This window comes from Amycolatopsis sp. NPDC057786 (genome assembly GCF_042797905.1).
In the GTDB taxonomy this organism is placed as follows: Bacteria; Actinomycetota; Actinomycetes; order Mycobacteriales; family Pseudonocardiaceae; genus Amycolatopsis.
The window spans coordinates 160109-186215 of the sequence record NZ_JBHVKW010000003.1 but is presented as its reverse complement, the minus strand read 5'-3'; the positions used below and the strand labels follow the sequence as shown (position 1 = coordinate 186215).

At 69.6% G+C, this 26107-nt stretch carries 30 protein-coding genes; 10 read left to right on the top strand and 20 right to left on the bottom strand.

The genetic code is table 11. The annotated features are described in order from the left end of the window. Positions 1-88 precede the first annotated feature (88 nt). Positions 89-1282, bottom strand: coding sequence for an ROK family transcriptional regulator (locus tag ACFVM3_RS03855; protein WP_378435271.1), 1194 nt, complete (start codon positions 1280-1282; stop codon positions 89-91). Between the two features lie 91 nt (positions 1283-1373). Here ACFVM3_RS03855 and ACFVM3_RS03850 point away from each other — a divergent pair, with 91 nt between their 5' ends. After that, positions 1374-2540 carry an MFS transporter gene (locus tag ACFVM3_RS03850; protein ID WP_378435269.1) on the top strand — a complete coding sequence of 389 codons (1167 nt, stop codon included), beginning with the start codon at positions 1374-1376 and terminating at the stop codon, positions 2538-2540. On the opposite strand, the gene ACFVM3_RS03845 is transcribed toward ACFVM3_RS03850, so the two are convergent. After that, complete coding sequence (locus ACFVM3_RS03845; protein ID WP_378435267.1) at positions 2537-3307, bottom strand: dioxygenase; 771 nt, start codon at positions 3305-3307, stop codon at positions 2537-2539. The genes ACFVM3_RS03850 and ACFVM3_RS03845 overlap by 4 nt on opposite strands. A 60-nt stretch (positions 3308-3367) precedes the next feature. Beyond that, positions 3368-3718: a MarR family transcriptional regulator gene (locus ACFVM3_RS03840; protein WP_378435265.1), complete on the bottom strand. Its 351-nt coding sequence runs from the start codon at positions 3716-3718 to the stop codon at positions 3368-3370. Positions 3719-3781: 63 nt separating this feature from the next. Between ACFVM3_RS03840 and ACFVM3_RS03835 the strand changes: the two genes are divergently transcribed. Further along, positions 3782-4243, top strand: a complete 462-nt coding sequence (locus ACFVM3_RS03835) for a MarR family winged helix-turn-helix transcriptional regulator (RefSeq protein ID WP_378435263.1) — start codon at positions 3782-3784, stop codon at positions 4241-4243. Here ACFVM3_RS03835 and ACFVM3_RS03830 read toward each other — a convergent pair. Further along, positions 4219-4590 carry a VOC family protein gene (locus ACFVM3_RS03830; RefSeq protein ID WP_378435261.1) on the bottom strand — a complete coding sequence of 124 codons (372 nt, stop codon included), beginning with the start codon at positions 4588-4590 and terminating at the stop codon, positions 4219-4221. The two genes, ACFVM3_RS03835 and ACFVM3_RS03830, sit on opposite strands and share 25 nt — an antisense overlap. An 85-nt stretch (positions 4591-4675) precedes the next feature. Here ACFVM3_RS03830 and ACFVM3_RS03825 point away from each other — a divergent pair, with 85 nt between their 5' ends. Beyond that, positions 4676-5629, top strand: a complete 954-nt coding sequence (locus ACFVM3_RS03825; protein WP_378435259.1) for a helix-turn-helix transcriptional regulator — start codon at positions 4676-4678, stop codon at positions 5627-5629. Between the two features lie 4 nt (positions 5630-5633). On the opposite strand, the gene ACFVM3_RS03820 is transcribed toward ACFVM3_RS03825, so the two are convergent. After that, complete coding sequence (locus ACFVM3_RS03820) at positions 5634-6809, bottom strand: serine hydrolase domain-containing protein (RefSeq protein WP_378435257.1); 1176 nt, start codon at positions 6807-6809, stop codon at positions 5634-5636. Positions 6810-6846: 37 nt separating this feature from the next. Further along, on the bottom strand, positions 6847-7530 hold the full coding sequence (locus ACFVM3_RS03815) for a TetR/AcrR family transcriptional regulator (RefSeq protein ID WP_378435255.1): 684 nt from the start codon (positions 7528-7530) through the stop codon (positions 6847-6849). A gap of 69 nt (positions 7531-7599) precedes the next feature. Between ACFVM3_RS03815 and ACFVM3_RS03810 the strand changes: the two genes are divergently transcribed. Genes ACFVM3_RS03810 through ACFVM3_RS03800 form a run of 3 tightly spaced genes read left to right on the top strand, consistent with a single transcriptional unit; the run spans position 7600 to position 10149 of the window. After that, positions 7600-8715, top strand: coding sequence for an FAD-dependent oxidoreductase (locus ACFVM3_RS03810; RefSeq protein ID WP_378435254.1), 1116 nt, complete (start codon positions 7600-7602; stop codon positions 8713-8715). A gap of 55 nt (positions 8716-8770) precedes the next feature. Then, complete coding sequence (locus ACFVM3_RS03805) at positions 8771-9367, top strand: TetR/AcrR family transcriptional regulator (RefSeq protein WP_378435252.1); 597 nt, start codon at positions 8771-8773, stop codon at positions 9365-9367. A 2-nt stretch (positions 9368-9369) separates the two neighbouring features. After that, positions 9370-10149, top strand: coding sequence for an alpha/beta fold hydrolase (locus tag ACFVM3_RS03800; protein WP_378435250.1), 780 nt, complete (start codon positions 9370-9372; stop codon positions 10147-10149). A 155-nt stretch (positions 10150-10304) separates the two neighbouring features. Here ACFVM3_RS03800 and dnaB read toward each other — a convergent pair whose 3' ends face one another. From dnaB to ACFVM3_RS03740, 12 genes are all read right to left on the bottom strand, one after another. Further along, entirely contained in the window at positions 10305-11714 is a 1410-nt protein-coding gene (gene dnaB, locus ACFVM3_RS03795; RefSeq protein ID WP_007032313.1) for a replicative DNA helicase, read from the bottom strand. 475 nt (positions 11715-12189) lie between these two features. Beyond that, complete coding sequence (locus ACFVM3_RS03790; RefSeq protein WP_378435248.1) at positions 12190-12987, bottom strand: ESX secretion-associated protein EspG; 798 nt, start codon at positions 12985-12987, stop codon at positions 12190-12192. Positions 12988-13084: 97 nt separating this feature from the next. After that, positions 13085-14428 (bottom strand): PPE domain-containing protein, encoded by a 1344-nt coding sequence (locus tag ACFVM3_RS03785; RefSeq protein WP_378435246.1) that lies wholly within the window; start codon positions 14426-14428, stop codon positions 13085-13087. Positions 14429-14431: 3 nt separating this feature from the next. Next, a complete protein-coding gene (locus ACFVM3_RS03780) occupies positions 14432-15031 on the bottom strand; it encodes a DUF3558 domain-containing protein (RefSeq protein WP_378435244.1) in 600 nt (199 codons plus the stop codon). Beyond that, positions 15031-15438: a hypothetical protein gene (locus tag ACFVM3_RS03775; protein WP_378435242.1), complete on the bottom strand. Its 408-nt coding sequence runs from the start codon at positions 15436-15438 to the stop codon at positions 15031-15033. Before ACFVM3_RS03775 ends, ACFVM3_RS03780 begins: the two co-directional genes overlap by 1 nt. A 142-nt stretch (positions 15439-15580) precedes the next feature. Further along, positions 15581-16036 carry a 50S ribosomal protein L9 gene (gene rplI / locus ACFVM3_RS03770; protein ID WP_005168124.1) on the bottom strand — a complete coding sequence of 152 codons (456 nt, stop codon included), beginning with the start codon at positions 16034-16036 and terminating at the stop codon, positions 15581-15583. 12 nt (positions 16037-16048) lie between these two features. Beyond that, positions 16049-16297, bottom strand: coding sequence for a 30S ribosomal protein S18 (rpsR, locus tag ACFVM3_RS03765; RefSeq protein ID WP_005168122.1), 249 nt, complete (start codon positions 16295-16297; stop codon positions 16049-16051). A gap of 77 nt (positions 16298-16374) precedes the next feature. Beyond that, the gene (locus ACFVM3_RS03760) at positions 16375-16884 is read right to left on the bottom strand and encodes a single-stranded DNA-binding protein (protein ID WP_020632569.1); all 510 of its coding nucleotides are present in this window, start codon (positions 16882-16884) and stop codon (positions 16375-16377) included. A 17-nt stretch (positions 16885-16901) separates the two neighbouring features. After that, positions 16902-17222, bottom strand: a complete 321-nt coding sequence (gene rpsF, locus ACFVM3_RS03755) for a 30S ribosomal protein S6 (RefSeq protein WP_378435240.1) — start codon at positions 17220-17222, stop codon at positions 16902-16904. 78 nt (positions 17223-17300) lie between these two features. Further along, positions 17301-18188, bottom strand: coding sequence for a hypothetical protein (locus ACFVM3_RS03750; protein WP_378435238.1), 888 nt, complete (start codon positions 18186-18188; stop codon positions 17301-17303). A 101-nt stretch (positions 18189-18289) separates the two neighbouring features. Next, positions 18290-19177 (bottom strand): hypothetical protein, encoded by an 888-nt coding sequence (locus ACFVM3_RS03745; RefSeq protein ID WP_378435236.1) that lies wholly within the window; start codon positions 19175-19177, stop codon positions 18290-18292. Positions 19178-19299: 122 nt separating this feature from the next. Further along, positions 19300-20097, bottom strand: coding sequence for a hypothetical protein (locus tag ACFVM3_RS03740; RefSeq protein WP_378435234.1), 798 nt, complete (start codon positions 20095-20097; stop codon positions 19300-19302). 119 nt (positions 20098-20216) lie between these two features. Here ACFVM3_RS03740 and ACFVM3_RS03735 point away from each other — a divergent pair, with 119 nt between their 5' ends. The 3 genes from ACFVM3_RS03735 (at position 20217) to ACFVM3_RS03725 (ending at position 21999) form a co-directional block, all read left to right on the top strand. Further along, positions 20217-20996: a deoxyribonuclease IV gene (locus ACFVM3_RS03735; protein WP_378435232.1), complete on the top strand. Its 780-nt coding sequence runs from the start codon at positions 20217-20219 to the stop codon at positions 20994-20996. A 113-nt stretch (positions 20997-21109) separates the two neighbouring features. Further along, positions 21110-21619, top strand: a complete 510-nt coding sequence (locus ACFVM3_RS03730) for a hypothetical protein (protein WP_378435230.1) — start codon at positions 21110-21112, stop codon at positions 21617-21619. A 44-nt stretch (positions 21620-21663) separates the two neighbouring features. After that, complete coding sequence (locus ACFVM3_RS03725; protein ID WP_378435228.1) at positions 21664-21999, top strand: hypothetical protein; 336 nt, start codon at positions 21664-21666, stop codon at positions 21997-21999. On the opposite strand, the gene ACFVM3_RS03720 is transcribed toward ACFVM3_RS03725, so the two are convergent. Together ACFVM3_RS03720 and ACFVM3_RS03715 are read right to left on the bottom strand one after the other, a co-directional pair. After that, positions 21956-23503, bottom strand: coding sequence for a glycosyltransferase family 87 protein (locus ACFVM3_RS03720; protein ID WP_378435226.1), 1548 nt, complete (start codon positions 23501-23503; stop codon positions 21956-21958). The two genes, ACFVM3_RS03725 and ACFVM3_RS03720, sit on opposite strands and share 44 nt — an antisense overlap. Positions 23504-23925: 422 nt before the next feature. Then, a complete protein-coding gene (locus ACFVM3_RS03715) occupies positions 23926-25002 on the bottom strand; it encodes an ROK family transcriptional regulator (protein WP_378435224.1) in 1077 nt (358 codons plus the stop codon). 55 nt (positions 25003-25057) lie between these two features. On the opposite strand from ACFVM3_RS03715, the gene ACFVM3_RS03710 reads away from it, so the two are divergent. Next, complete coding sequence (locus tag ACFVM3_RS03710; RefSeq protein WP_378435222.1) at positions 25058-26107, top strand: Gfo/Idh/MocA family oxidoreductase; 1050 nt, start codon at positions 25058-25060, stop codon at positions 26105-26107.

Sequence of the window (26107 nt, the reverse complement as noted above, 5' to 3'; positions counted from 1 at the left end):
CACTGAATGAACCGAAGCGGGCCCGGGAGACACTCCCGGGCCCGCTTCCTTTTTTGTGTTATGCCCCCGATCACGCGAGTTCGCCGCGCTAGTCGGATCCCGGGGTGAACAGCGCGTCCTGTGCCGCGCCCATCGCCGTCAGCACCGCACCTTCCAGCACCGCGCTCCCGCCGACGGTGCCCGCCCGGACCTCGGTCCGCAGCGGCGAGATCTCCGAGAGCCGACGGCTCACCCTGGCCGCCAGCGCTTCACCGCCGGCGCGCCCGATCTCCCCGCCCAGCACGAGAAAGCCCGGGTCCAGGACCGCGGTGACCGCGGCGGCGCCGATCGCGATCCGCTCCGCGACGACCTCCAGGAACGCCTCGGCGTTCGCGTCGATCGCGTATCCGACAGCCGCTTCGGCCGCTTCGGCGTTGTCGGCCGGCCAAGCCGGGATGCCGTGCGCGCGGGCGAGTTCGCAGATCGCGGCGCTGCCCGCCAAAGTGTGGAAGCCGCCGTCGCAGTCGGTCGCCGTCGGCAGCCGTCCGGGGCCCAGCATCGGCAGGAACCCGATCTCCCCCGCGCCGCCCGACGCGCCCCGCCGCAGCGAACCGTCGAGGACGACGGCCGCGCCGACTCCGAAACCCAGCCACAGCAGGACGAACGTGTCCCGGTCGCGGGCGGCGCCGAGCCGCTGTTCGGCGGCGGCCGCGAGGTTGACCTCGTTTTCCAGCAGCACCGGGACACCGAGCCGTCGCCTGAGTTCGTCGACGAGTTTCCCGTGCCACGCGGGCAATCCCCCGGCGTGCCGCAGGCCGCCGGTCGCCGGGTCGACGAGCCCAGGAGCGCCGACGGCGATCGTGTGCAGCTCGGTCGCGCCCGCCGCCGCGGTGGTGTTCTCCAGCAGCGCGATCGCCCGCTCGACGGCCACGTCGGTGTCGACGTCCAGGTCGAACGGCAGCGAGGCCTCCGCTCGGGTCCGGCCGAGCAGGTCCGCGACCGAGACGGCCACGCCGTGGGTGCGAACGTCGAGGCCGGCGAGGTACGCGCGTTCGGCGACGATGCCGTACAACTTCGCGTTCGGGCCGCGGCGTTCCGCGCCCGCCTCGCCGACGACCTCGATCAGCCCGGCGTCCTGCAGGCGTTCGACGAGGTCCGCCACCGTCGGCCGCGACAGCCCGGTCAACGTCTTGAGCTGGGCGGCCGTCAGTGAGCCTTCGCGGTGAAGCAGGTCGAGGGCGAGGCGGTCGTTGATGGCACGCGCCGTGCTCGGGGAGGCGGACGGCATCCGGATGACACTCACCGGCAGATCCTCCCAGAATTAATTATCAGGTTCCCTTCCTGATAGTTTACGCTGACGCCCGTCGAGTCGTCTCATGGACCTTGGGGGCCCAGTGACCAACACAGTGGAAACCGTCGGCGGGCCGACGCGGCGGGTGCGGCAGGCGCGGATCGCCATCGCCGCCGTCTTCGCCGTGCACGGCGCGGTGACCGGCAGTTTCGCCACCCGGATCCCGTGGATCCAGGAGCACGCGGGGATCAGCGCGGGCCAGCTCGGTCTCGCGCTCGCCTTCCCCGCCATCGGCGCCTCGCTCACCATGCCGCTCGCCGCGCGGATCGGGCACCGGCTCGGGGGCAGGCTGGGGCTCCGGCTGCTGCTCGCGTACTGGACGCTGGCGCTGATCCTCCCGTCACTGGCGGGAAACCTCTTCACGCTGTGCCTCGCGCTGTTCGTCATGGGCACCGCGGCCGGCACGTCGGACGTGCTGATGAACGCCCTCGGCGTCGACGTCGAGGAGAAGATGGGCAAGTCGGTCATGTCGGGGCTGCACGGCATGTGGACCACGGGCGCGCTCGTCGGCTCCGCCGCGGGCACGCTCGCCGCGCACGCCGGGATGGACGCCCGGCTCCACTTCGCGATCGCGTCGGCCGTGCTCACCGTCGCCGGCGCGCTGATCTGCCAGGGCGTCTTCGACGTCCGCAGCGCACCGGACGAGCACCCGCCGCCGAGGTTCGCGCTGCCGCCGAAGTCGGCTGTGATCATCGGTGCGGTCGCGTTCTGCGCAGTCTTCGCCGAAGGGGCGAGCCTTGACTGGTCCGCCGTCTACCTGCGTGACGTCCTCGGCACCTCGCCGGGGATCGCGGCGGCGTCGACCACCGCGTTCACCTGCACGATGGCGATCGCCCGCCTCTCCGGCGACGCGCTGGTGCGGCGCTTCGGCTCGGTCAGCACCGTCCGCGCGGGTGGTGCCTTCGCGACCGCGGGCGGGCTGCTGGTCGTCTTCGCCGCCCATCCGGTGATGGCGATGGCCGGTTTCGCGCTGATCGGGCTCGGCGTCTCCGTCGTCGTGCCACTCGCCTTCGCGGCGGCAGGACGCAGCGGGCCGACGCCGAGCCAGTCGATCGCGGGCGTCGCGACCATCACCTATTCGTCGGGTCTCGTGGCGCCGTCGCTGATCGGCGGGATCGCCGACCTGACGTCGCTGACCGTGTCGTTCGCGGTGGTCACGGTGCTGGCGCTCGGTCTGGTGGCCGGCGCCGGCGTCCTTCGATCCCGTTAGCCGAATTGGAGGGAACGCTTGGCGAGACCGTGCCAGTAGCCGTCGATGACGGTCTCGCCTTTCCCCTCCGAAGAGCTTGCGCCGAGCGAAACGAACAGTGGTGCGAAGTGTTCGATCCTGGGGTGCGCGATGGCCGCGGCGGGTGCCTTGTGCTGGAAGTCCAGCAGTGCGTCGAGGTCGCCCTGGCGCAGGGTTTCCGCACCCCAGTGGTCGAATTCGCTCGACCACGACGGTGGCGTCCCGTCGGTGCCGTCGGTCTGGCTCATCGCGCTCAGGTTGTGGGTGAAGAAGCCGCTGCCGATGATCAGCACGCCTTCGTCGCGCAGCGGCGCGAGCTTCCGGCCGAGGTCGAACAGCTCTCGCGGGTCCAGCGACGGCATGGACACCTGCAGCACCGGGATGTCGGCGTCCGGGTACATCTCCACGAGCGGGACGTACGCGCCATGGTCGAGGCCGCGATCGGGCGCGTCGTGCACCGGCGTCTGGGACGAGCGCAGGAGTTTCCGCACCTTGTCCGCCAGCTCGGGAGCGCCGGGCGCGGCGTAGTCCACCTGGTAGTAGCGATCCGGGAAACCCCAGAAGTCGTAGACCAGCGGCACCGTGGTGGTGGTGCCGAGGGTCAGCGGTGCCTCTTCCCAGTGCGCCGAGACGACGAGGATCGCCTTCGGCTTCTCGAGGTCCGCGGACCAGCCGGCGAGCTGGCGGGTCCAGGTGGCGTCGTCGGCGAGCGGCGGCGCGCCGTGGCTGAGATAGAGCACCGGCGTCATGTCAGCTCCAGGTGTTTGAACTTTCAACTACCAGGATAGACGACGTCGCCCCGCTTCGCCTTATTCCCGCGCGAGGTTGGCCGCCATCCGCTCGAGCACGGTGACCGTTGTCCGGTAGTCGTCGTCGCTGATGCCCTCCGTCACGCGCGAACGGAACGCGTCGACCGTGGCTTTCAGCCGGAGCTGTGCCGCCCGGCCGGCTTCGGTCAGGCCGCCCTCGTCGATCCAGCCGCGAACGCGCAGGTCGGAGATGGTTTTCTGAAGGTCTCCAAACGGCTTCAGTGCTTCGCTGTCGGCGGTGTTCAGGACCTGCCAGTGACGGCGGGTCAGTCCTTCGTCGTCGAGGATCCGCTCAAAGGAGGATTCGAGCGCCTGATGAAGGTGGGCGAACCAGAATCCGATGGGTTTCATGGATACTCCCTCAGGTAGACGACAACTACATGTAAAAATACATGCACTTGATGGGGATGGGTAATGACGGACGCCGTGGCCGACGTGGAACGCGCGATGATCGCCATCCGGCGGAGCCAGGCGAGGCGATCGCTGTCGAAACTCGCCCGCGACCGCGCCGAAACGATGCCGGACCAAGCGATCCAGGGGCTTCTCGACGCCGTCGAGGCGGCCGAGGAGAGCGGCGAACCCGGGACCGTCACCAGCCTCGCGGCGGCGCTGACCATCGACCAGCCGCGGGCCAGCCGCCTCGTCGCCCGCGCCGTCGAGGACGGTTTCCTCCGGCGCGAAGCCGATCAGCGCGACGGCCGCCGCGCCGTCCTCGTGCTCACCGAGACCGGCCGCGCCGAAGTGACGCGTATGCACGAATTCCGCCGCTCGGTGTTCGCCGAGGCGATGGCGGACTGGACGGACGACGACCGCCGCGAGTTCGCGCGGCTGCTGACCGCGTTCGTCCGGAACTACGGGGCACTCGGCGTGAAGTAGTTGACCAGGTTGCCGTCGGGGTCGCGGAACAGCAGCGACCGGTTCCCCCACGGCATCGTGGTCGGCTCCTGCACGATTTCGGCCAGGTCGGCCAGCCGCTCGTACTCCCGGTCGACGTCCTCGACGCGGAACTCGAGGATCGCGGTGCGGTTCGACTCGGGCACCGCGGCGCCCGCGCCGAACAGCCTCATCGTCTCGGCGCTGCCGATCGCCAAGGTGCACGACGGGCCGACGAGTTCGGCGAACTGCTCGGAACGCCATCGCGCGGCGAGGCCGGTCGCCTTCTCGTAGAACCCGGCGAGGCGGGCGACATCATGGGTGATCACGCGGACGGAAACGAACTGCACGGTGGATCCTTTCGGTGCCGGAAAGCGGGACACCGGCCACGCTAGGAGCAATACCGGGCAGGATCCGCCCGGTATTCTCGGCGCTGTGACCAGGCCCATCGCCCGTGTGCTCGCGCTGCTGGAGATCCTCCAGACCGGCGGCACGCGCACCGTCGCCGAGCTCGCGGAGCGGCTCGATGTGGACGAACGCACCGTCCGCCGCTATGCCGAACACCTCGTGGACCTGGACATCCCGGTCCGCTCGGTACGCGGCCGGTACGGCGGCTACCGGCTGGCCCCCGGCTACCGCATGCCGCCGCTGATGCTCACCGACGAGGAGGCGCTGGCCGTCCTGCTCGGCCTGGTCGCGGGGCGGCGTGCCGGGCTGATCACCACGTCGGTCGCGGCCGTCGAGAGCGCGGTCGCGAAGGTCCGCCGGGTGCTTCCCGAACCATTGGGCCGACGGCTGGACGCGCTGCTGGAGACCGCCGACTTCACCGCACCGGCCAGGAAAGCCCTCTCGGCCGAGGCCGAGGTGCTGCTCACCGTCGCGGAGGCGGCGCGGGACCGGCATCCGGTCGGGCTCGCGTATCTCGCCGGGCACGGCGGTGCCAGCGAACGCGTCGTCCATCCGTATGGCGTCGTGGCGCATTCCGGACGCTGGTACCTGACGGGCTTCGACTCGGCCAGCGGCGAGGTGCGCACCTTCCGCGTCGACCGGATCAAGTCGGCGGAGCCGCGGCCCGGGACCTTCGAGGCCCCCACCGACTTCGAACCGGCCGAGCGAGTGCTGACCGCGTTGGCCGAGACGCCGTACCGGCACGACGTCTCCGTGCGGATCCAGGCGCGGACCGAGGAAATCCGCGCCGTCTTACCGCCGTCAGTGGCGACCCTGGAAGCGGACGGCGACTGGGTCCGCACCCGGATCCGGGCCGAACGGCTCGACTGGATCCCCTCGCGGCTCGCCGCGCTCGACCGGCCGTTCGTCATCGAACGGCCGGCCGAGCTTCGCGACCTGGTCGGCGCGCTGGCGGCCCGGCTGGCCGAGCGGGCGCGCTGACCGCTCACTTGCCGCAGAACACCGTCCGGACGAGCTTGTCCAGTGCCGCCGGGTACGACGGCAGCGGGTCCTTCGCGGAATCGCCCGAGGTGATCGACGCGGTCAGCGTCTTGCTGCCGTCGGGCGAGCTGTACATCATCGATCCGTAGCCGTTGACGCCGCCGTTGTGGTTGAGGACGATGCCGCAGCCCGGACCCAGGTCCTGCGTGAACTGCCCGAGACCGTAGAAGCCGTAAAGGCTTTCGCTGCCGGGGTGCGTCTCGCGCATTTCGGCCATCAGCCAGGCAGGGAGCAGCTTTCCGCTCTGCAGCGCGGAAAAGTACGTCTGGAGGTCCTTGGTCGTCGAGATCATGTCGCCGGCGCTGGAGATCCAGGACGGGTTCTGGTGGGTGACGTCGATCGTCTTCCACTGCCCTGCGTCCTCATAGCGGTAGTACGCGTGGGCGTACGGCTTGGGCATTCCGGCCCACGCGCCCGGCGACAAAGTGTCGCGCAGCTTGAGCGGCCGCAGGATCCGCCGGTCCAGCTCCTCGGCGAAGGGACGTCCGGTGAGCTTCTCGACCAGCAGCCTGGCCACGACGTAGTTGGTGTTGGAGTAGCTCCAGCCACCGCCCGGCTCGAAGACCGGCGGCTTGGACACTGCCAGCCGGACCAGCTCCTCCGGCTGGTAGGTGTGGAATCGCTTGTCCACCCATTCCTTGCCCGCCCACGGGATTCCCGGCGTGACCGTGCCGTCCGGGTGGTACTGGCCGGTGTGGTTGAACAGGCCGCTGGTGTGCTGCAGCAGCATTCGCACGGTGATCCGCGAGTCCAGCCCGAGGCCGGGAAGGAAACCGGCGACCGGGGTGTCGAGCCCGATCCGGCCCTCGGCCACGAGCTGCAGCACCAGGGTCGCGGTGAAGTTCTTCGACGTGCTGCCGACGCGGAAGTGGCCGTTGGTCGGCGGCTTCGCGGTGCTGCCCAGCTCGCGAATCCCGGCGCTGCCGGTCCATTCGCCTCGCTCGTCGCGGACGCGCAGCTGCATCCCGCCGAACCCGGCGTCGACGAATTCCTGGGCGACCTGACGCAGTTCCGGGCGGTCCTGCCCGGCGGAGGCGGTCGGCACGGCGACGCCCGTCAGCAGTGCGGCGGCCAGCGCGGTGAGGCCGATGCGGCGGAAGGTCTTCAGTGTCTTGGTCATGGCGATGACGTTCCCGGACCGCGCTGACACGGGACGGTCACGGCGCTGACACGCGGGCTCCGATGCCGTCGAGGAGGAAGTCGAGGCCGACGCGGAAGGTCTCGTCGGCGTCCAGGTGGACCGCGTCGCGCACCACCGTGGCCAGCGCGGGGAGCTTGCCGGTGGCGAAGGTCCGGGTCAGATAGGGGCCGAGCGTGGCCTGCCATTTCTTCTCGTCCATGCCGGTGGCCCGTTCCGCCCGGCGCTCGGCGATCTCCCGGCGCACCGCGCCGATCGTGTAGGCGTTGACCGCCGAGACCACCGGCATCGCGGAGTCGATGCCGACGTCGCCCAGCGCCGCCATCACGGCCTCCGAGGTGGCCAGCGCGTGCGGGCCGAGCTGGGGCCTGCCGCCGAGCAGGTCGGCGAGCCATTCGTGTCGGTGGACCGCGTGCCGCATGGAGCCGGCGAGTGATCGAAGCACTTCCCGCCAGCCTTCCCCGGTGGGCCGGATCTCGGCGTGGACGGCGTCGACCATCAGGTCGAGCAGCTCTTCCTTGTTCTCGATGTAGCCGTACAGCCGCATCGGCCCGGCGTCCAGCGCGGTGGCGATCTTGCGCAGCGACACCGCGTCCAGGCCGTCCGCGTCGGCCAGCCGGATCGCCGCCCGCACGATCAGCTCCCGGCTCAGCGGGGCCAGCGCCGGACGACTCGGCGGCTCCGGCCGCTCCCACACCACCATGCGGTGACAATACACCGCATCGCTCGATACAGTGTATTGATCAATACGGTGTATCGAAGGAGTGGGATCATGACCATCGCCATCGTCGGAGCGGGTCTCGGCGGCCTGGCCCTCGCCCGCGTTCTGCACGTCAACGGCATCGACGCCGTCGTGTACGAACGTGAATCGTCGCGCGACGCCCGCGGCCAAGGCGGCATGCTCGACATCCACGCCGACACCGGCCAGCGGGCGCTGCGCGAAGCGGGTCTGTTCGACCGGTTCTCCGCGATCGCCCGCAATGAGGGCCAGGACATGCGGCTCCTCCAGCCGGACGGCACCCTGTTGCTGCAGGAGGACACGCCCGACGACGCGCCGTTCGAGCGGCCAGAGGTCGACCGGGCCGACCTGCGTGACCTGCTGCTGGACTCCCTCCCCGAACACACGGTGCGCTGGGGGCACGCCTTGGACTCCGCCGGAGACGGCGTGCTGCGCTTCACCGATGGGCGCACCGCGACGTACGACCTGCTGGTCGGTGCCGACGGCGCGAATTCCCGGGTCCGTCCACTGCTCACCGACGCCCGCCCGGCGCATCTCGGCCACAACCTCGTCGAGCTCCGCATTCCCGACATCGACCGCACCCACCCGGACCTCGCCGCGATGGTCGGACGCGGCACCTACTGGGCGCTCGGCGACGGCAAGTCCCTGGCGGCTCAGCGCAACGGCGACGGCACCGTGCGCGTCGGCCTCACCTTCTACGGCACCGGCGAGGACTGGTTCGCCACCGCCGGGATGCCGCTCGACGATCCGGCGGCCGCCCGGGCGTGGCTGATCGGGGAACTCGACGGCTGGGACGCCCGGTTCACCGCGCTGATCGCGGCCTGTGACGACGCGGTGGTGCCACGGTCGATCGCGGCCCTCCCGGTCGGTCTGACCTGGCGGTCGGCGCCGGACGTCACCCTGGTCGGCGACGCCGCGCACCTGATGCCGCCGGTCGGGGAAGGCGTCAACATGGCCCTGCTCGACGGCGCCCTGCTCGGCCTCGCGCTGGCCGCGCACCCGGGCGACTTCTCCGCCGCCGTCGAAGACTACGAACGCGAGATGTTCGACCGCGCCGACGCCGCCGCCCGGATGTCCGCGCGGGTCCACGAGCTCCTGACCGCACCGGAAGCTGCCCGGAAATTGCTCGCGTTCTTCCAACCTGACTGAGGCCGAGGTGCTATGAACGGAAAACCATTTCGTTCATAGTCGAAAAGGAGCAGGGTTGCCGACCCCGTTCAGCGCCGAGGACCGCGCCCGGATCACCGAACGGCTCCTGGCCGCCGGACGGGACCTCTTCGTCGCACAGGGCCTGCGCAAGACCTCCTTGGACGACCTCGTCGGCCCCGCCGGGATCGCCAAGAGCAGCTTCTACGCCTTTTTCGACTCCAAGGAGGCGTTGTACCTGGAGCTGATGCTGCGGCAGGCTCCGCTACTGCACGAACGGCTGGCCGCGGTCGCGGACGAGGCCGACAGCGCGCGTGCCGTCCTCGGCGGTTTCCTCCGCGCCGCCGTGCGGATCATCGAGGAGAACCCGCTCTACCGCAGGCTGATCACCCATCCCGAGGAGATGCGGGCGGTGGCCCGGCGGATCGGCCCCGGCGAGCCGGCCAGGGCGGAACAGGTGCTCCCGCTGTCCGGATTCCTGGCGGCGGCCAGAGCGAAGGGGCGGCTCGTCGACACCGACGACGACGAGCTGATCGGCGTGCTCCGGGCCGTGCTGGTCCTGACCCTGCATCGGCAGGACATCGGCGAGCAGCGCTATCCCGCCGCGCTCGACCGGCTGATCGACATCGTCGCGGCGGGACTGACCAAGGAGTGACCATGCGCGAAGGTGTACTGGCAGGTGGCGCCCCGTACCTCGAGTTCGGGACGGGAAGCCCGCTCGTCGTCTTCCGGACGGTGCTGCCGGACTCGGCCAACCCCACCGGGTTCGCCCGCTGGACGGAGGTGCGGTCCCTCAAACCGCTGGCCGAACGGTTCACCGTGCTGACGGTCGGCAGGCGGCCGGGGCTCCGGCCCGGCGTCACCATGGCCGACCTCGCCGCCCACCACGCGGAGGAGTTGCGGCAGCGGTTCGACCACCCGGTGGACGTGCTCGGCATCTCCACGGCCGGTTGCCTCGCGCTGCAGTTCGCCGTCGACCATCCCGGCCTGGTGCGACGGCTGGTGGTCGGCGCCGCGGGCACCCGGCTGGGCGAGGAGGGCCGCCGCGTCCAGCGCCGGTACGCGGACCTGCTGGCCGCCGGGCGGCACCGGGCCGCGGCCATGGCGCTGGCGCCCACCGTCGCGGGTTCCCTGCCCGGACGGGCTTTGCTGGCCGGGCTGCTGGCGATGGCCTCCGGTCGCCCGGCGGATCCGGACGGCATGGTGGCCATGCTGCGCGCCGAGGACGCGTTCGACATCGAAGACCGACTGGGCGAGATCACCGCGCCCACCTTGGTGATCGCCGGTTCGGAGGACGCCCTTTACCCGCTCGAACTCGCCGAGCGAGTCGCCGACAAGACCCGCCGCGGTGATCTCAAGGTCTATCCGGGACGACGGCACCACACCGTGATGAGCGATCGCCGCTTCACCAAGGACGTCTTCGAATTCCTTCTCTGACCTGAGGCGCTATCGCCTAGCCTTTGAGGCGAACCTGCCCTAGGCGCGCCTACCCGGTAAGGGCGCGTCCGTAGCCGGAGGGGGAGGCTGCCCGTTCGAGCCGGGCCAGGTCCGAAGGGTCCCTGCGTTCGCGTAGGGGCCCTTGTCTTTCGCCGCTAGTCGTGGGACAGGTCGACGAAACGGCTGTAGTGCAGCTGGTGCGCGACGGTGATCGTCGCCGTCGGCCCGGCACGGTGCTTCGCGATGATCAGGTCCGCCTCGCCGGCGCGCGGGTCGTCCCGCTCCCAGGCGTCGGGGCGGTTGACCAGGATGACGAGGTCCGCGTCCTGCTCCAGCGAGCCGGACTCACGAAGGTCGGACAGCATCGGGCGTTTGTCCGTCCGCTGTTCGGGACCACGGTTCAGCTGGCTGATCGCGATCACCGGGACCTCGATCTCCTTGGCCAGCAGCTTCATCTGCCGCGAGAACTCCGAGACCTCCTGCTGCCGTGACTCGACGCGCTTGCCCGAGGTCATCAGCTGGAGATAGTCGAGGACGACGAGTTTGAGGTCGTTGCGCTGTTTGAGCCGCCGGGCCTTCGCGCGGATCTCCATCATCGTCATGTTCGGCGAGTCGTCGACGAACAGCGGCGCCTCGGAGACCTCGCTCATCCGGCGCGCGAGCCGCGTCCAGTCGTCGTCGGACATCTTGCCACCGCGCATATCCGCCAGGCGGATCCGCGCCTCGGCCGAGAGCATGCGCATGACGATCTCGGTCCTGCTCATTTCCAGCGAGAAGATCACGCTGGTCAGACCGTGTTTGATGGACGCCGAACGGGCGAAATCCAGTCCTAGGGTTGATTTGCCGACACCGGGCCGCGCCGCGACGATGATCATCTGGCCGGGGTGCAGGCCGTTGGTCAGATCGTCGAAGTCCGCGAACCCGGTCGGGATGCCCTGCGACTGCCCGCCGCGCGACGCGATCGCGTCGATCTCGTCCATGGTCGGCTGGAGCAGCTCTTCCAGCGCGACGTAGTCCTCGCTGGTGCGCCGCTCGGTGACGTCGTAGATCGCGGCCTGCGCGCGGTCGACGACCTCGTCGATGTTCGCGCCGTCGGCCGCGGCCGCGCCGTAGCCGTACTGCACGATCCGCGTGCCCGCCTCGACCAGGCGCCGCAGCACCGCCTTCTCGGAGACGATCTCGGCGTAGTACCCGGCGTTCGCCGCCGTCGGCACCGTCGCGATCAGGGTGTGCAGATACGGGGCACCGCCGACGCGGCCCAGCTCGCCTCGACGCTCCAGTTCGGCGGAGACGGTGATCGGGTCGGCCGGTTCGCCGCGACCGTAGAGATCGAGGATGACGTCGTAGATCGCCTGGTGCGCGGGGCGGTAGAAATCGTCGGGACCGAGGGCTTCGATGACGTCGGCGACGGCGTCCTTCGACAGCAGCATGCCGCCGAGCACGGACTGCTCGGCCGCGATGTCCTGCGGAGGCTGGCGGTCGTACTCGCCGCCACGCGGACCGGGGTCGCCGGGACCCGGGTCTGACTCCGCGTACATCGGATTGCGGTCGTCGGTCAGCGCCACCGCTGCTGCCACCTCCTCAAGACATCGAACACGCGTTCGATTATGCCAGAATTTCCCCGGTCGGTCCGTCCGCGCTCGCCTGCCCCTCCCGCGGCGTCCGGCGCTCCCCTGTGCTCCCCTTCTCGGCCGGACGACCACCACGGTGTGTACCGGCCCGGCGGGCACGGTAGGCCCCCCGAAAGGACGAGCGCAATTTCGCCTGGGGACCGCCCTGTGGATAACCTGGGGATGACTGGGGGCAACCCTTCACAGGTGGCCCGAAGCCTGTGTACAACTTGTGGGCAACGGTGGGATGGTCTGACAAAAGCGCTGGTCAGGGCCTGTGGAGACACTGTGGAGAACTTTATTCACCTCGCCACGGCGTGTCGGGCAAAACTCGTCGTTCGGCGTGTCGCACGCGGGCGCACAGGGGTGCCCTGTGGATGAATGCCACGGAGAGTAGAGGCGCCAGCCGCCCGGCTGAACGGCACGGAATTCAGGACGCGAACAACCTGCCCTGTGCGCTCCGTAGTCGTTCTCCGAGAATCTGCTGGTCGGCGGGTGTGAAGGCGATCCTCGGTTCGCCACTCCCCGGTACCTCTTCGGTCAGCCACCGGCCCTCGGACGTATCGATGTAGTTCACCGGGCGTTCGATCCGCTGCCGCGCGCCGCTCCGGCCACGGGCCGCGACGTAGAGGCTTCCACTCCCCAAACGGCGTAACGCGAGGATGCGGCGAAGCTCGTCGGCTTCCTGGCTGCCGGCGCTCTGCCGTCCGCTGCGAAGCACCTCGAAGCCTTCGTCCTGCGCAGTCGACGACGAGCGCGGCGCCTCGACCTGGCTCTTCGGGACGGCGACCGGCCGCCCGCGACCCGGCGCGAGTTTCGGGATCTGGTCGAGGAACTCGGTGAGCAGCTCTTCCGGCCGCACCGACGCGAGCGCGATGCCATCGTGCTCGCTGTGCCGGGCGAGGACGAAGCCCTCTCCGCCCGCGCTCCCCGCGAGCAGGGTGAAGCTCAGCGCCTTGCCCTCGAACCCGCCGTCGATCCAGCCGTAGTACTCCAGCGACGGCCTGGCGATCGCTTCGAGCGTCGCCTTGAACCCGGGGTGCAGCCCCCGCGCGCCGAAGAGGCCCTGGCTCGCCAGCTCCTCGTTGGTCCGCTCGTCCTCGGCTCGCTGCGCGTCCTCGTCGTACCAGGTCGGCGTTTCCGACAGGATCGTGTGCGGTTCGCCGCCGCGGCGGCGGATCAGCGTGATGAGGGTGCCGGTCGTGATCGTGACCTGCTTGTCCAGCACCGGAACTGCCCCCTAGTCGTTCTTCGTTCGTCCAGCCCGGAACAAGACAAGCCGGGCGCGCCCCAATCTTGGCACGCGCCCGGCCCGCTCGTGACGACTACTCGCCGATCACCGGCGGTGCGGTGAGTTCGTCGGTTCCGAAGATCTCGTTGGGGTCGTCGCCGACGAGGAATTTGGCGCTGCGCTCCTCGTCCTCGCCGCCCTTGCCCCTGGCGGCACCGGCTCCCATACCGCCCATGCCGCCCATCATCCCGCCGGCGCCACGGCCCGCTCCGGCACCGGAGCCGGCCGCGCCGCCACCCACGCCGGCGCCACCCATCGCGCCCGCGTTGCCGGGCAGGGCCGCGCCACTCCCGCCGCCGGGACCGAACCCGGGGCCGAAGCCGCCGTCCGGGCCGAAGCCGCCCGCACCAGGGATGTCGGTGCCGCCGAAGCCGGCACCGCCACCGCCTCCGCCGCCACCCGGGCCGAAACCGCCCGCACCGGGGATCTTCGGCGGGGTGTAGCCGGACGCGTTCGTCCCGTCGTCCCAGGACGGCGGCTTGTAGTTGCTGCCGGGGATGTTCGGGTTGTACTGGCCGCCGGGCAGGTTCGAGCCCGGCAGGTTGGACCCGGGAAGGTTCGAACCCGGCAGGTTGCTGCCCGGAAGGTTCGAGCCGGGCGTGCCGATACCCGGCATGTTCGAACCGGGGATGTTCGGCGTGCCCGAACCGGGGATGCTCGGCATCGAACCGGGCGGCGTCGAGATACCCGGCATGCCGTTGTTCCCGTTCCGGTCGCCCTGGCCGTTCCCGTTCCCGTTGCCGTCCTTGTCCTTGTCCTTGCCCTTGCCGCCGCCGTTGACGTCGACGTTCGTGTTCTGCCCCTCCATCTTGGAGTAGGTGGGCAGCTTCTTGCCGTTCTCGGAACTGGCCTTGAAGTACTCGTTGAACGCGTCGACGTTCGCTTGACCCTTTTCGTTGTAGTCCCGGATCGCGCGGTCGGTGTCGGTGGTCCACGGCGTGATGGAGTTGAGCAGGTTGTTCTTCGGCGGGTCCTTCGGGACCTGCTGCACCTTCGCCTTCACCGTGGTGAAAGCGGTGTTCTGCTCGCCGAGGTACTTGTCGGAGTCCACCAGCTTCTTGCCGGAGTCCTCCATCCACGCCCGCAGCGGATGCGCGCCGGACTGCTGCGCGGCTTCGGCGCTCTTGCCGGTCCAGGCGGCGTCCATCTCCTTCGACAGGCTGTCGATGGTGGTCAGCCGTTCCTGGTAACCGGCCTTGAGCCGGGTCGCCGCGGCCTGGCCCTCCTGGATCGACCCGGTGCCGGGACCGGTGACGATCTTCTCCCAGATGTGGTAGCAGTCGATCTTGCGATCGCCGCCCGACGCTTCGAAGTCGCCGGATTTCGTGGTCGCCAGGTTGTAGGCCGAGTACCCGGCGATGATCGGCAGCAGGAACACGCGTCAGCCCTCCTTCAACGTCTCGATCATCGCTTCCCCCACTTTGAGCGCGACGGGGCACGGATCGCTCGCGCCCGGTCCGTTGTCGTACTGCACGAGGATGTTCACGGCCAGCTGGTCGGTCACGCCGACGAAGAGGCCGCATTTGCCCTTGTTACGGGCGTCGAGCGACGCGGCGTACACCGCCGGATAGCCGGCGACCTCGGTCGGCTCGAAGTACTCGTTGTTGGCCTTCGTGTCGTAGACGTCGCTCAGGCCGTTCTTGTTCGCGAGCACCGGGCTGATGTCGATCTGGTTCAGCTTGTCGTCGGCGGCGAAGAGCGTGCAGCCCTGGCCGACGCTCGTGGTCCCGCGTTCACCTTCGCCGAGCCCGAGCTCGGATCGCTTCGCCGCGGAAAGCGCGGAACAGGCGTCGCTCTCGATCGACGAGGTCTTCAGGGGATTCGACACCTTGGGCGCGGAGCCGGACGAACCGCTCGACGCGCTCGGGGAACCGGCTCCGGTCGTGAAGGACGGCTCGGACGACGCCGTGCCGCTCTTGGTGCCCGAACAGCCGGCGACCAGCGCGCCCGCGGCCAGGAGGAGAACGAGGGAACGTCGCATCACACGGCCTTGTGCTTGTTGAGCGAAGCCTGCGTTTCGGCCTCGTTGGTGGTGATCTTCTGCTTCGCGGCGGTCAGCTGGTCGATGTAGTTCTTGACGTAGTCCTGCATCTTCTGGTTCTGCTCCAGGAACGCCTTGCCCGACGGGTTCGCCAGCTTCTCCCAGTCGCCGCTCGCGAACTCCTTGCCGGGCGCCTTGACGTTCGCCATCAGGTTCGCGTCGCGGTAGTCCTTCTTGAGCTCGGCCTGCAGATCCGTCCACTTCTTGATGATGCCGTCGATCTTGTCCTTGTCGAAGGTGAATCCGCCGCCACCCCCACCCGACGCAGCCGGTTTGTCGGGGTTGGCCGGCGCGGACACCGTGACCTTCTGCTGCCGGTTCTCCTCGGCGTTGCTGTCGTAAGCCATTGGTTCCAGATCCCCTTTTTGCGTCCCCGTGCCTCGACGTCGAGTCAATCCTAAGACGTGACCCGGCCTGATGGGGTTCCGCGTAAAGCAAAGGGCGGGACCTCTCCGCGCTGGAGACGTCCCGCCCTGTGCCGAAGCGGTGTTACTTGGCCTTGACCTCGAGCCGCACGTCGACGCGGACGTCGGGGTGCAGACGGGCGCCGACCGAGTGCTTGCCCACGGTCTTGATGTGGTCCTTCAGCTCGATGACGCGCTTGTCGAGCAGCGGGCCACCCGCGGCCTTGATCGCGTCCACGATCTCGGCGGTGGTGATCGAACCGAAGAGCTTCTTCGAGCCCTCGGCCGCCTTGCCGCTCAGCTGGATGGCGCCGAGGCCTTCCAGGGTCGCCTTGATCTCCTTGGCGTGGTCGAGGTCGCGGATGCGACGGCTCTCCTGCGCCCGCTTGATCGTGCGCACGTTCTTCTCCGCGCCCTTGGTGGCCACGATGGCGTAGCCGCGGGGGAGCAGGTAGTTGCGTGCGTAGCCGTCCTTGACCTCGACGATGTCGCCGGGCCCACCGAGGTTGGCGACGTCGGTGGTGAGAATGATCTTCGCCATTGACGTGCCTCCTTAGCGTGCGGTCGAGGTGTAGGGCAGCAGCGCCATTTCGCGGGAGTTCTTGACCGCGATGGCGATGTCACGCTGGTGCTGGCTGCAGTTGCCGGTCACGCGACGGGCACGGATCTTCCCGCGGTCGGAGATGTACTTCCGAAGCAGGTTGGTGTCCTTGTAGTCGATGTTCTCCGGGCGGCCCTTCTTCTCGGCCTTGCAGAACACGCAGACCTTCTTCTTGGGCTTGCGGATGGGTGGCTTGGCCACGGTATTTCTCCTGGATTTCTACGTAGTGGTTGTCTCGAGGCGTCTCGCGGAGCTTTCGCCCGCGGCGGAGCGCCTGATCAGAAGGGCGGCTCGTCGGAGAAGCCGCCGCCACCGCCGCCACCGGCGGGCGGGGCGGAACCCCACGGGTCGTCGGCGGGCGGGCCGGACTGGCCGCCACCGCCGCCACCACCGAAGCCGCCGCCTCCACCGCCACCGGTGCCACGGCTGACCTTGTTCACCTTGGCGGTGGCGTAACGCAGCGACGGGCCGATCTCATCGACCTCGAGCTCGACGACGGTGCGCTTCTCGCCTTCCTTGGTCTCGAAAGACCGCTGCTTGAGGCGCCCCTGCACGACGACACGCGCGCCACGCGTCAGCGACTCGGCGACGTTCTCGGCCGCCTGACGCCAGATGTTGCAGCGCAGGAACAGGGCCTCGCCGTCCTTCCACTCACCGGACTGACGGTCCAGCGTGCGCGGGGTGGACGCGACCGTGAAGTTCGCGACCGCCGCGCCGGAAGGGGTGAAGCGAAGCTCCGGGTCGGACGTGAGGTTGCCGATCACCGTGATGACGGTGTCTCCAGCCATCGGGAAAGTCCTTCGGCTCAGGCCTTGGCGGCGGCGGTCGCGGCGCGCTTGATCTCGCGGCGCATGACCTTGGTGCGGAGCACGGTCTCCTGCAGCGAGAGCTGACGGTCCAGCTCCTTGACCGCTTCCGAAGTCGAGTTCAGGTCGAGGAGCGCGTAGATGCCCTCGGCGTGCTTCTTGATCTCGTAGGACAGCCGGCGACGGCCCCAGACGTCGACCTTCTCGACGCTTCCGCCCGAATTGCGGATCACGTTGAGGAAGTTGTCCAGGGTCGGGGCCACCGTACGCTCGTCGAGCGTGGGGTCCAGGATGACCATTACCTCGTAATGGCGTGACACAACCACTCACCTCCTATGGGCTCGCGGCCACGGACTGTCCGTGGCAGGAGGGTTTGTCCAGGTAAGAGTACCTGGCGGTCAGGAGACGCGGCGCAGGACCCAGGTGCGGACCAGCGCGGCGGTCACGCCGGCGAGCACGAGCACCGCGAGCAGCATCGGCAGCTGGACGTCGCCGCCGGGCAGGCCGTCGGTCGCGAGCGCCTCGGCGTTGCCCGCGTTGCGGACGTCGGGTCCACCCTGTCCGGCCTGGCCGTCGGTGCCGTACTGCGGGGCACCCTCGCCCGGGAGCGGGCTGTTGGCCGGGTAGCGCACGCCCGGCGCCACCGCGACACCCGGCTGAGCGACCGGCAGGTTGCCGTAGTCGCGCGGCGGGGCGTAGCCGGTGCCGTTGCTGCCGCCGGGGAGCAGGTTCGTGTTCGACGGAGCGCCGTGGGTGCCGCCGCCGGTGCCGCCCTGCTGCGGGGCGGTGGTGCCCGGGGTCGGCAGGGCCGGGGCGACGTAGTTCGTCGCGACCGTCGTCAGGCCACAGCTGCCGGCGACCTTGTGTTCGATGGAGTTCAGCGTCTTTTCGGGGTTGAGCCCGAGGCCCCAGGACTTGGTGTCCTTGACCGCCTGGCGCACGGCCGCGCCGATCGTCTTGCCGTCGATCGAACCGCCCGCGGCGTTCGGGACCGTGCCGAGGTCGATCTTGTTGACCTTGGCGATGTCGTTCGCGGCGACGTCGTAGAGGGCCAGCGTGCCCGCTTCCCGCGCGCCCGCCCGCACCAGTTCCTTGACCGAGGTGCCGGTGATCGCGACGGTGTCGCCCATCCCGCCGTTCACGGTGCCGCTGCACGCGCTCGCCAGCGTGGTGCCCGCGGCCGACGCGGTGCCCGCCGTCAGGAGCGCGCCACCGGTGACCATGGTCGCGAGTGCGGTGACGGTGAGCGCCTTGCGGGTGGTCTGCCAGATGGTGGTCTTCCGCACGGGCGCGATCCTCCGGGTCGGTGGGGGCGTGTGGCAGTGCATGAGGAATCACTGCAACGGGGATAACGAGGGAGTGACCCGAAAGATACTAGGCGGTAGGACTAACTTGTAGCGGCCATTCGGCGGAGGACCCAGGTGCGGACTAGGCCCGCGCTGACTCCGGAGAGTGCCAAAACGGCGATCAGCAGCGGCAGTTTCCCGTCCTGGGTGAATCCGTCGCTCACGTTCGGTAGCGCCTCGGCCTGTCCCGCTGTTTGGACGTCCGGGTTGCCGTTCTGGTTCTCGGTCGTGACGCCGAATTGCGGCGTGTAGCCCGGGATCTGGCCGCCGTACCGGAGGCCGGGCGAAGGGCTGAAGAGACCGGCCGTCGCCATCGGGATGGAGCTGTAGTCGCGCATCGGGGCGTAGCCCGTGCTGATCCCCCACGGCAGGTTGCCGAAGTTCGGGGTGAAGGTGCCGGGCAGCAGCGGGCTGTTCGCCGCCGGGATGCCGCCCGCCGGAGCGCCGCCCTGCGCGGGAGCGCCCGGTCCGCCCGTCTGGGGACCACCGCTGCCGGGGGAGCCGGGAGCGGGTTTTCCTGGCTGGGGCTGGGTTCCGGGAGCGGGCTTGCCGCCACCGGTCAGGGCTTGGTGGGTGCCGTCGACGGCGCCGTTCAGTGCTTCCGCGGCGGGGGCGCCGACGACCGGGACCGGTGCGACGACGGTGTTCACCACGGTCACCGTCACCTTGCAGAGAGTGCCGAGCAGCGCGTCGATCGTGCCCGTGAGCACCCCGGAGACCGGACCGGCCTGGCCGAGGTTGAGCGGAATGCCGAGCAACGGGGTCTTGCCGAGGATCGTGTCGCCGGTCTTGGCGGTCACCGATCCCCCGCAGGGCGCGGTCTTGGTCTCGGCGGCGGCGGCCGTGCCGGGCATGGCGAGGGCGGCCGAGCCCGCGAGAATGAAGGCCGACGCACCCAGGGCCGTCGCCCTCCGTGTCCGTTCGCGCATGCCTTCGACTCCTCCGTCGTCGGGGTCACCTACCTGCACAACGACGCTAATGGAGACGAGTAACGCCCGCTCACTCGAAGAAGTCAGGCATTCGAGTGGAAGCGGGCGTCACTTTCGGTGAATCAGGCGGGCTTACCCCGCAGCCAAGCGCGGACCAGAGCCGCGGCGACGACGGCCAGCGCCAGCACCGCGAGCAGCAGCGGCAGCTTGGGCGGGGCGACCGGCGCCTGGATGGCCTGCGCGTTGCCCGCGTCCTTCTCGTCGACGGTCGGCGGCGGCACCTCGCCGGGGACGATCTCGGTGATCACCGGCGCCTGGACGAAGCTGCCGGGGAGCAGCGCCGCGTTGCTGATCAGGCCGGCGATCGAATCGCCGCCGATACCGGTGGAGGAACCCGGACCGGTCTGCACCGGGAGTTCGCTGCCCGGACCACCGGGCCGGCCCGGCCCCGGCGTCGGGGGTTGCGGCGGCTTGGGGTCTTCCGGCGGTCGCGGAGTCGGCGGCTCGATAACCGGCGGCACGTCCTTGGTGACACCCTGCGTCAGGTTGCCGACCGCGTTCACCGTGCCCTGCGCGGGCTCGCAGACGCCCTGCGCGGCGAGGTCGCCCACCGCGTTGTCGGTGAGACCGGTGGTCTTGACCAGATCGCCGACCGGCAGCGAAACCAGCGGCTTTCGTCCTTCGGCGGTCTTGGCCTTCGAGTCCAGTCCGACCGTCAGCGCCTCGGGCGAATTGAGCGGAGCACCGGCGTCGAGAACCAGTCCGTCGGCGGGCTTCCCGTTCTGCAGCGTGGCGGCGCAGTCGCCGGAAAGGGTCGGATTCGGTTCCTCGGCGGCCGTCGCGGTCATCGGGAACGCTAATCCGGCCGTGACCGAAAGCGCGAATCCCCAAGCCGTGATCCGCCCGGCAGTCTTCCCCATCGAGTTCGTCCTCCGCCCCTCAGGACCCAACGCGGTTTAACGGAACGCGCTCACGCTACCCCACGAGCGTGACGACCTGGCCCGCGCCGCCGAGAACTGCCCAAGGGTAGTTTGCCACCATGAAAATCGGTGCCCATGTCCGCGACGACGACCCGCTGGCCGCGGTCGCCGAGCGCGAAGCCGAAGTCCTCCAATTCTTCCTTTCCGACCCGCAGGGCTGGAAAGCTCCCAAACCCCACCCGCACGGCGAGGCGATCAAGGAATCGCCGATCGAGGTGTTCATCCATTCGCCGTACCTGATCAATGTGGCGTCGTTGAACAACCGCATCCGCATCCCGTCGCGGAAGAACGTCACCCAGCACGCGAACGGCGCCGCCGCGATCGGCGCGAAAGGGCTCGTGGTGCACGGCGGCCACGTCGGTGCCGGGGAGGACGTGGAGGAAGGCCTCGTCAACTGGCGCAAGCTTTTCGAGCGTGAACAGGAAAAGGGCGGTTTCGCCGTGCCGATCCTGATCGAGAACACCGCGGGCGGTGACAACGCGATGACCCGTGACCTCGACACGATCGCCCGGCTCTGGGACAAGGTCGGCGACTTCGGCGCGGGCTTCTGTTTCGACACCTGCCACGCGTACGCGGCGGGCTGGGACCTGACCGAGGCGGTCAAGAAGGTCAAGGCCATCACGGGCCGGATCGACCTGGTGCACCTCAACAACTCGCGTGACGAGTTCGGTTCCACCCGTGACCGGCACGCCAACGTCGTCGGCGGTGACGGCACGATCGATCCCGAGGTGCTGGTCGCGGTCGCGGCCGAGGCGGGCGCTCCGGTGGTCGTCGAGACCCCGCCCGACGGGCAGGCCGCGGACATCGCGTACGTCCGGGAGCGCGTCGCCTCCGCCTGAGGTCCCGTGCTACTCGAGCGGGAGGGCGTTCCCTCTCCGGCGGGAGGGCCGGGCACGCCGAACACGAAAGGCTCGACCTCGACCGGGAAACACCCGGTGCTGGAGGGGAAGCCATGAACATCAGGTCGAAGATCGCCGCGGTCGCCGTACTCGCCGCCGCGGCGGGAACGCTGGGGGCGACGCAGGCGACGGCGGCTCCGTCGTCCGGTTCGGTCGTGCTCGGATCGGCGGGCGGGCCGCTGACGTTCCCCGGTTTCGAAGGGGATCCGGTCCGGTTCGACTTCGCCGCGTTCGGGGAACCCGGCAAGTCGTCGGGCCGGTTCCACGTGAATCATCTGACCAAGGACGGAAAGCCGTTCGCCGATTTCGAGGGCAAGGTCGACTGTGTCTCGCGTGACGGCGACCTCGCGATCCTGACCGGCGTGATCGAACGCGCCGACATCCCCGGGTTCCCGGTGAACCTGGTCGGCCGCCGCGTCGGCTTCTCGGTGCGGGACGTACCGCGCGGCCACGACCGGATCGGCTGGAGCTGGGGGTACGGCGGGTTCGAACAGGACGTCCTGCCGTGCACCGGGCCGATCCCGTTCTTCGAAACGAGCACGGGCGGCTACGTCGTGCGCTGAATCGGCTTGACCCTCACCCCACGGGAGGGTCGAACCTGTGCCACATGAAGAACCGGACCGTGTACCGGGCGGAGGACGGCGAGCACGTCGGCTACGTCGTCCCCGCGCCGGAAACCCGTTGGCAGGCACTGACCGTTTTCGGCTACCCGCTCGGCGGGCCCGCCGCCTTCGACGACTCCGTCGCGCTGCTGGAGGCGGAGGGGCTGGCCGTCCTCGCCGAGCGCTGGTCGGTCAAGCAGGGCGACGACTGGTTCAGCTGCCGTCTGGTCGAGACGTCGCCCGAAGCCGTCGTGGTGCGGATCGACGACTTCGGGGCCGAGGACTTCGGCAAGCACGTCAGGCTGGAACGTCCTGGGCCTGAGGTGTTGAAGCGCGTTTGACGGTGCGCGGATCGGGGGCGCCGTCGAGGAAACCGCCGATCGGATCGTCGTCCCCGGCGGCGCGGACGGGGTCTTTGCGCGGCTGGTAGATCTCCCGGATCACCAGCGCGCAGAGGCCGACCACCGCGAGGTCGCGGACGACGACGGTGCCGAGGAACCAGTCTTCTGGCAGGCCTTTGTTGTCGACGCCGAGGTAGTACATCATCCGCGGCGCCCAGACCAGCGCGTCGAGGACCATCCAGCCGAGCAGCAGCCGCCAGCGCGGGATCGCGAGCACCGCCAGCGGCACCAGCCACAGCGAATACTGCGGGCTCCACACCTTGTTGGTCAGCAGGAACGCGGCCACCACGAGGAAGGCCAGCTGGCCGAGCCGCGGGCGGCGCGGCGCCTTCATCGCGACGTACCCGATGCCGGCGCAGGCGGCGAGGAACAGCACCGCGACGACGGTGTTGAGCACGACCGGCGTCTGCCCCGTGGCGAGTTTCCCGTCGAAACCGGCCCAACCGGAAAGGTGGGAGACCACGTTGTAGAGCGAGTCGGGATCCATCGGGCGCGCCGTGTTGAGCCGGAAGAATTCCCACCATCCGGTCGGCGCGGTGAGCGCGAACGGGACGTTGACCACCACGAACGTCGCCGCGGCGAGCCCGGCGGTGAGCGCCCAGTGTTTGACCTTGCCCGCGCGCAGGCACAGGAAGAACAACGGGATGAGCAGCAGCAGCGGATACAGCTTCGCCGCCGCGCCGAGCCCGAGCAGGAAGCCCGCGACCTCGGGACGGCGCCGGGCCCACGCGAGCAGCGCGGTCGCGGTGAACGCGGTCGCGATGGCGTCGAAGTTGGTGAAGACATGCACGAGCACCAGCGGGGAGATCGCGACCAGCACGGCGTCCCACGGGCGGCGTTTCAGCGATCGGCCGGTCGCCCACACCGTGACGAGCCAGGCCAGCGCGAGCCAGAGCGCCGAGATGTTGAAGTACACGGCCACCGGGAGCGCGCCCGGCAACCAGCCCGATTCCGCGACCGAAAGCCACGCTTCGGTGAGCTTCGCGTTGATCCACTGGAACAGCCCGGTCGCGACCGGATACTCCATGTACCGCGTGGTCTCCTTCGCCGTTCCCGCGTCTTCGGTCCACGAAGTCACGTACGGGAAGGTGTCCGGATCGTTCAGGCGTTCGGAACTGTAGAGCGGGATGATGTCCGAATAACACATCGCGACGAACGGACGGCCCGCCCGCCAATCGAGCTGATGTGTCCCGGAATCGTCGGTGTACTGCTGGATGCACGACGCCTTGCCGAACCACGAAAGCACCAGCGCGAGACAGGCCAGCAGCAGCCCGACCCGCTGCGGTGACCAGAACCAGTGCCGTCCCACGGCCGCGTGTTCGCCGAGCGGGCCGCCGATCGGCCGGGTGGCCGCGGCCACGAGCGGTTCGTTCCAGCTCGGGATGACCCGCTCGCCGGGGGTGAGGGAGAGCGGAGCCTCGGGCTGGGTCGTCTGGTCGGACACCTGGCGGATGTTAGCGCCTATCCGGGTGACCACCCGGTGATGTCGCCGCTGGGCCACCGCGGACCTGCCGTGTCGTCCGTCCGGACACGCGTGTCGTCCACCTGATCACGCGAAAACGCCGTCGCGCTGTCTTATTGAGCCGAAAGTCAAAGGTGTCGTGGCGGGACCACGGAGCAAGGAGGCCTTCGGGGCAAGGTGCGGGCGCTGATGAGGACTGGCGTGCACTGATCGTCTGCAGACGACAGTTTCTGGCGACTTACCGGAGCTGAAGGCTCCTTTCATCGCATTAGACGCGGTGAAGGAGCCTTCAGCCCACCTCCTCAATAGAACCCGGTCGGCGGTCTACTGGTGTCCACAAGCCCATTTCCAGGTGGCGTCGCCGTACGCCTTGGCCGCGGTGTCAGCTTTGTCCGTTACCGGGCTCACCCGGTGATGTCACCGCTGTCGTAGAACCCGGCCAGCACCTCCGCCGCCGCGCCGAACGCGACGACGTCGTCGCCCATCTCGTCGAGATCGACCTGGATCCGTTGCCAGTGCGGCAAAGGCAGCAGTTCCCGCAGCCGCGCCGCGACGGTGTCGCGGTAGACCTCGGGTGCCGCGCGGACCGAACGCCCGGTCAGCACGACCCGTTCGAGGTCGAGCACCTGGACGAGGTCGGCGAGACCGATCCCGAGCAGGCCCGCCGCCTCTTCCGTGGTCGCCGCCGCGTTGTGCAGCACCTCGACGCAGCCGCGGCGGCCGCACGCGCACCGCGGTCCGTCGAAGGCGAGCGTGGTGTGCCCGAATTCGCCCGCGTTGGTCCGCGGCCCGCGATACAGCCTGCCGTCGATCAGCAGGCCGACGCCGATCCCGGTGCCGACGAGCACGACGGCGGTCGCGGCCTGGTCGCCCTCCGGCCACTGCTGGGCGAAGGCGGCGGCGTTGGTGTTCTTGTCGAGCCGCACGGGCAGCCCGGTGCGTTTCGCGAGCAGGTCGCGCAGGGGGACGTGGTGCCAGCCCGGCATGTTCGTGGCGTCCCGGACGACTCCTTCGTGGTGGTCGAGCGGTCCGACGCTGCCGACGCCGAGGCCGAGGACCCGTTCGCGTTCGACGCCGTCGAGTAGCGCTTCGGTCGCTTCGACGAGGGCGGAAACGGCCTGGTCAGGGGTGAATCCGGGCGACAGTGGCCCACCGCGTGACGCGATGATCTTCCCGGTCAGGTCGGTCCTGAGCACCCGGAACGAGTCCCGGTCGAGCTGGGCGCCGAGCGCGTACCGGGCGTCCGCGCGGACGCGCAGGAGGGTGCGCGGCTTGCCGACGCCGGACGCGGGCTGGCGTTCCTCGTCCAGCAGGCCGGCTTCGAGCAGTTCGGGGACGATCTTCGAGACGGCCTGCTGGGTGAGCCGGGTGCGTTCGGCGAGTTCGACGCGGCTGAGGCCGCCCGCGCGCAGGATATGCGTGAGCAGCAGTGTCCGATTGTGCTGGCGCAGGCCGCGCAGATTGACCCCGGTCTCCGGCATAGCGCGCATCCTGCCATGACTGGCTGATTACGCAACACTGTTGTTTAATGGGGGCATGGCTGACTTGCGAGTGGGGATCTTCGGATACGGCACCGGCGGACGCGTCTTCCACGCGCCGCTGGTCGACGCGACACCGGGGCTGACCCCGGCCGCCATCGTCACCTCGAATCCGGACCGGGTCGGGCAGGCGAGCGCCGACTATCCGGCCGCCGACGTCCTGCCCGACGCGGACGCGTTGTTCGCGAAGGCCGGCGAGCTGGACTTGGTCGTCATCAGCACGCCGAACCGCACGCACGTTCCGCTCGCGCTTCGGGCGATCGAGGTCGGCTTGCCTGTCGTCGTCGACAAGCCCTTCGCGCCGACAGCGACCGAAGCCGCGAAGGTCGTCGAAGCGGCGAAGGCCAAGGGCGTCGGGCTGACGGTGTTCCAGAACCGCCGTTTCGACTCGGACTTCCTCACCGTCCGGAAGGTCCTCGAGACCGGCAGGCTCGGCGACGTCTTCCGCTTCGAGTCGCGCTATGACCGCTGGGTGCCGAAGCCGCGGGACAACTGGCGCGAGTTCGGCGACCCCGCCGAGGCGGGCGGCCTCCTCTACGACCTCGGCGCGCATATCGTCGACCAGGCGCTGCAGTTGTTCGGCCCGGTCGCCGAGGTCTACGCGGAGGTCGACAGGCGCCGCGCCGGGGTATCCGTCGACGACGACGCCTTCGTCGCCCTCCGGCACACCAACGGGGTGCGCTCGCACCTGTGGGCGTCCGCGCTCGCGGGCACCAGGAACCCGCGCTTCCGTGTGCTCGGCGACAAGGCGACCTTCACGAAGTACGGCCTCGACGTCCAGGAGCCGCAGATCAAGGACGGGCTGCGGCCCGGCGACCCCGGCTGGGGCGTCGAACCGCTGTCGGACGCGGGCCTGCTCGGCGTGAACGACGACGTCGAAACCGTGCCCACCGAGGTCGGCCGGTACGAGGAGTTCTACGCGCGGGTGCGCGACACGTTGCTCGGCAAGGGCGACTTCCCGGTCGATCCCGCCTCCGCCGTCGAGGCGCTCCGGGTCATCGAAGCCGCTCACCTGTCGGGTGCCGAACGGCGCGTCGTCACCCTCTAG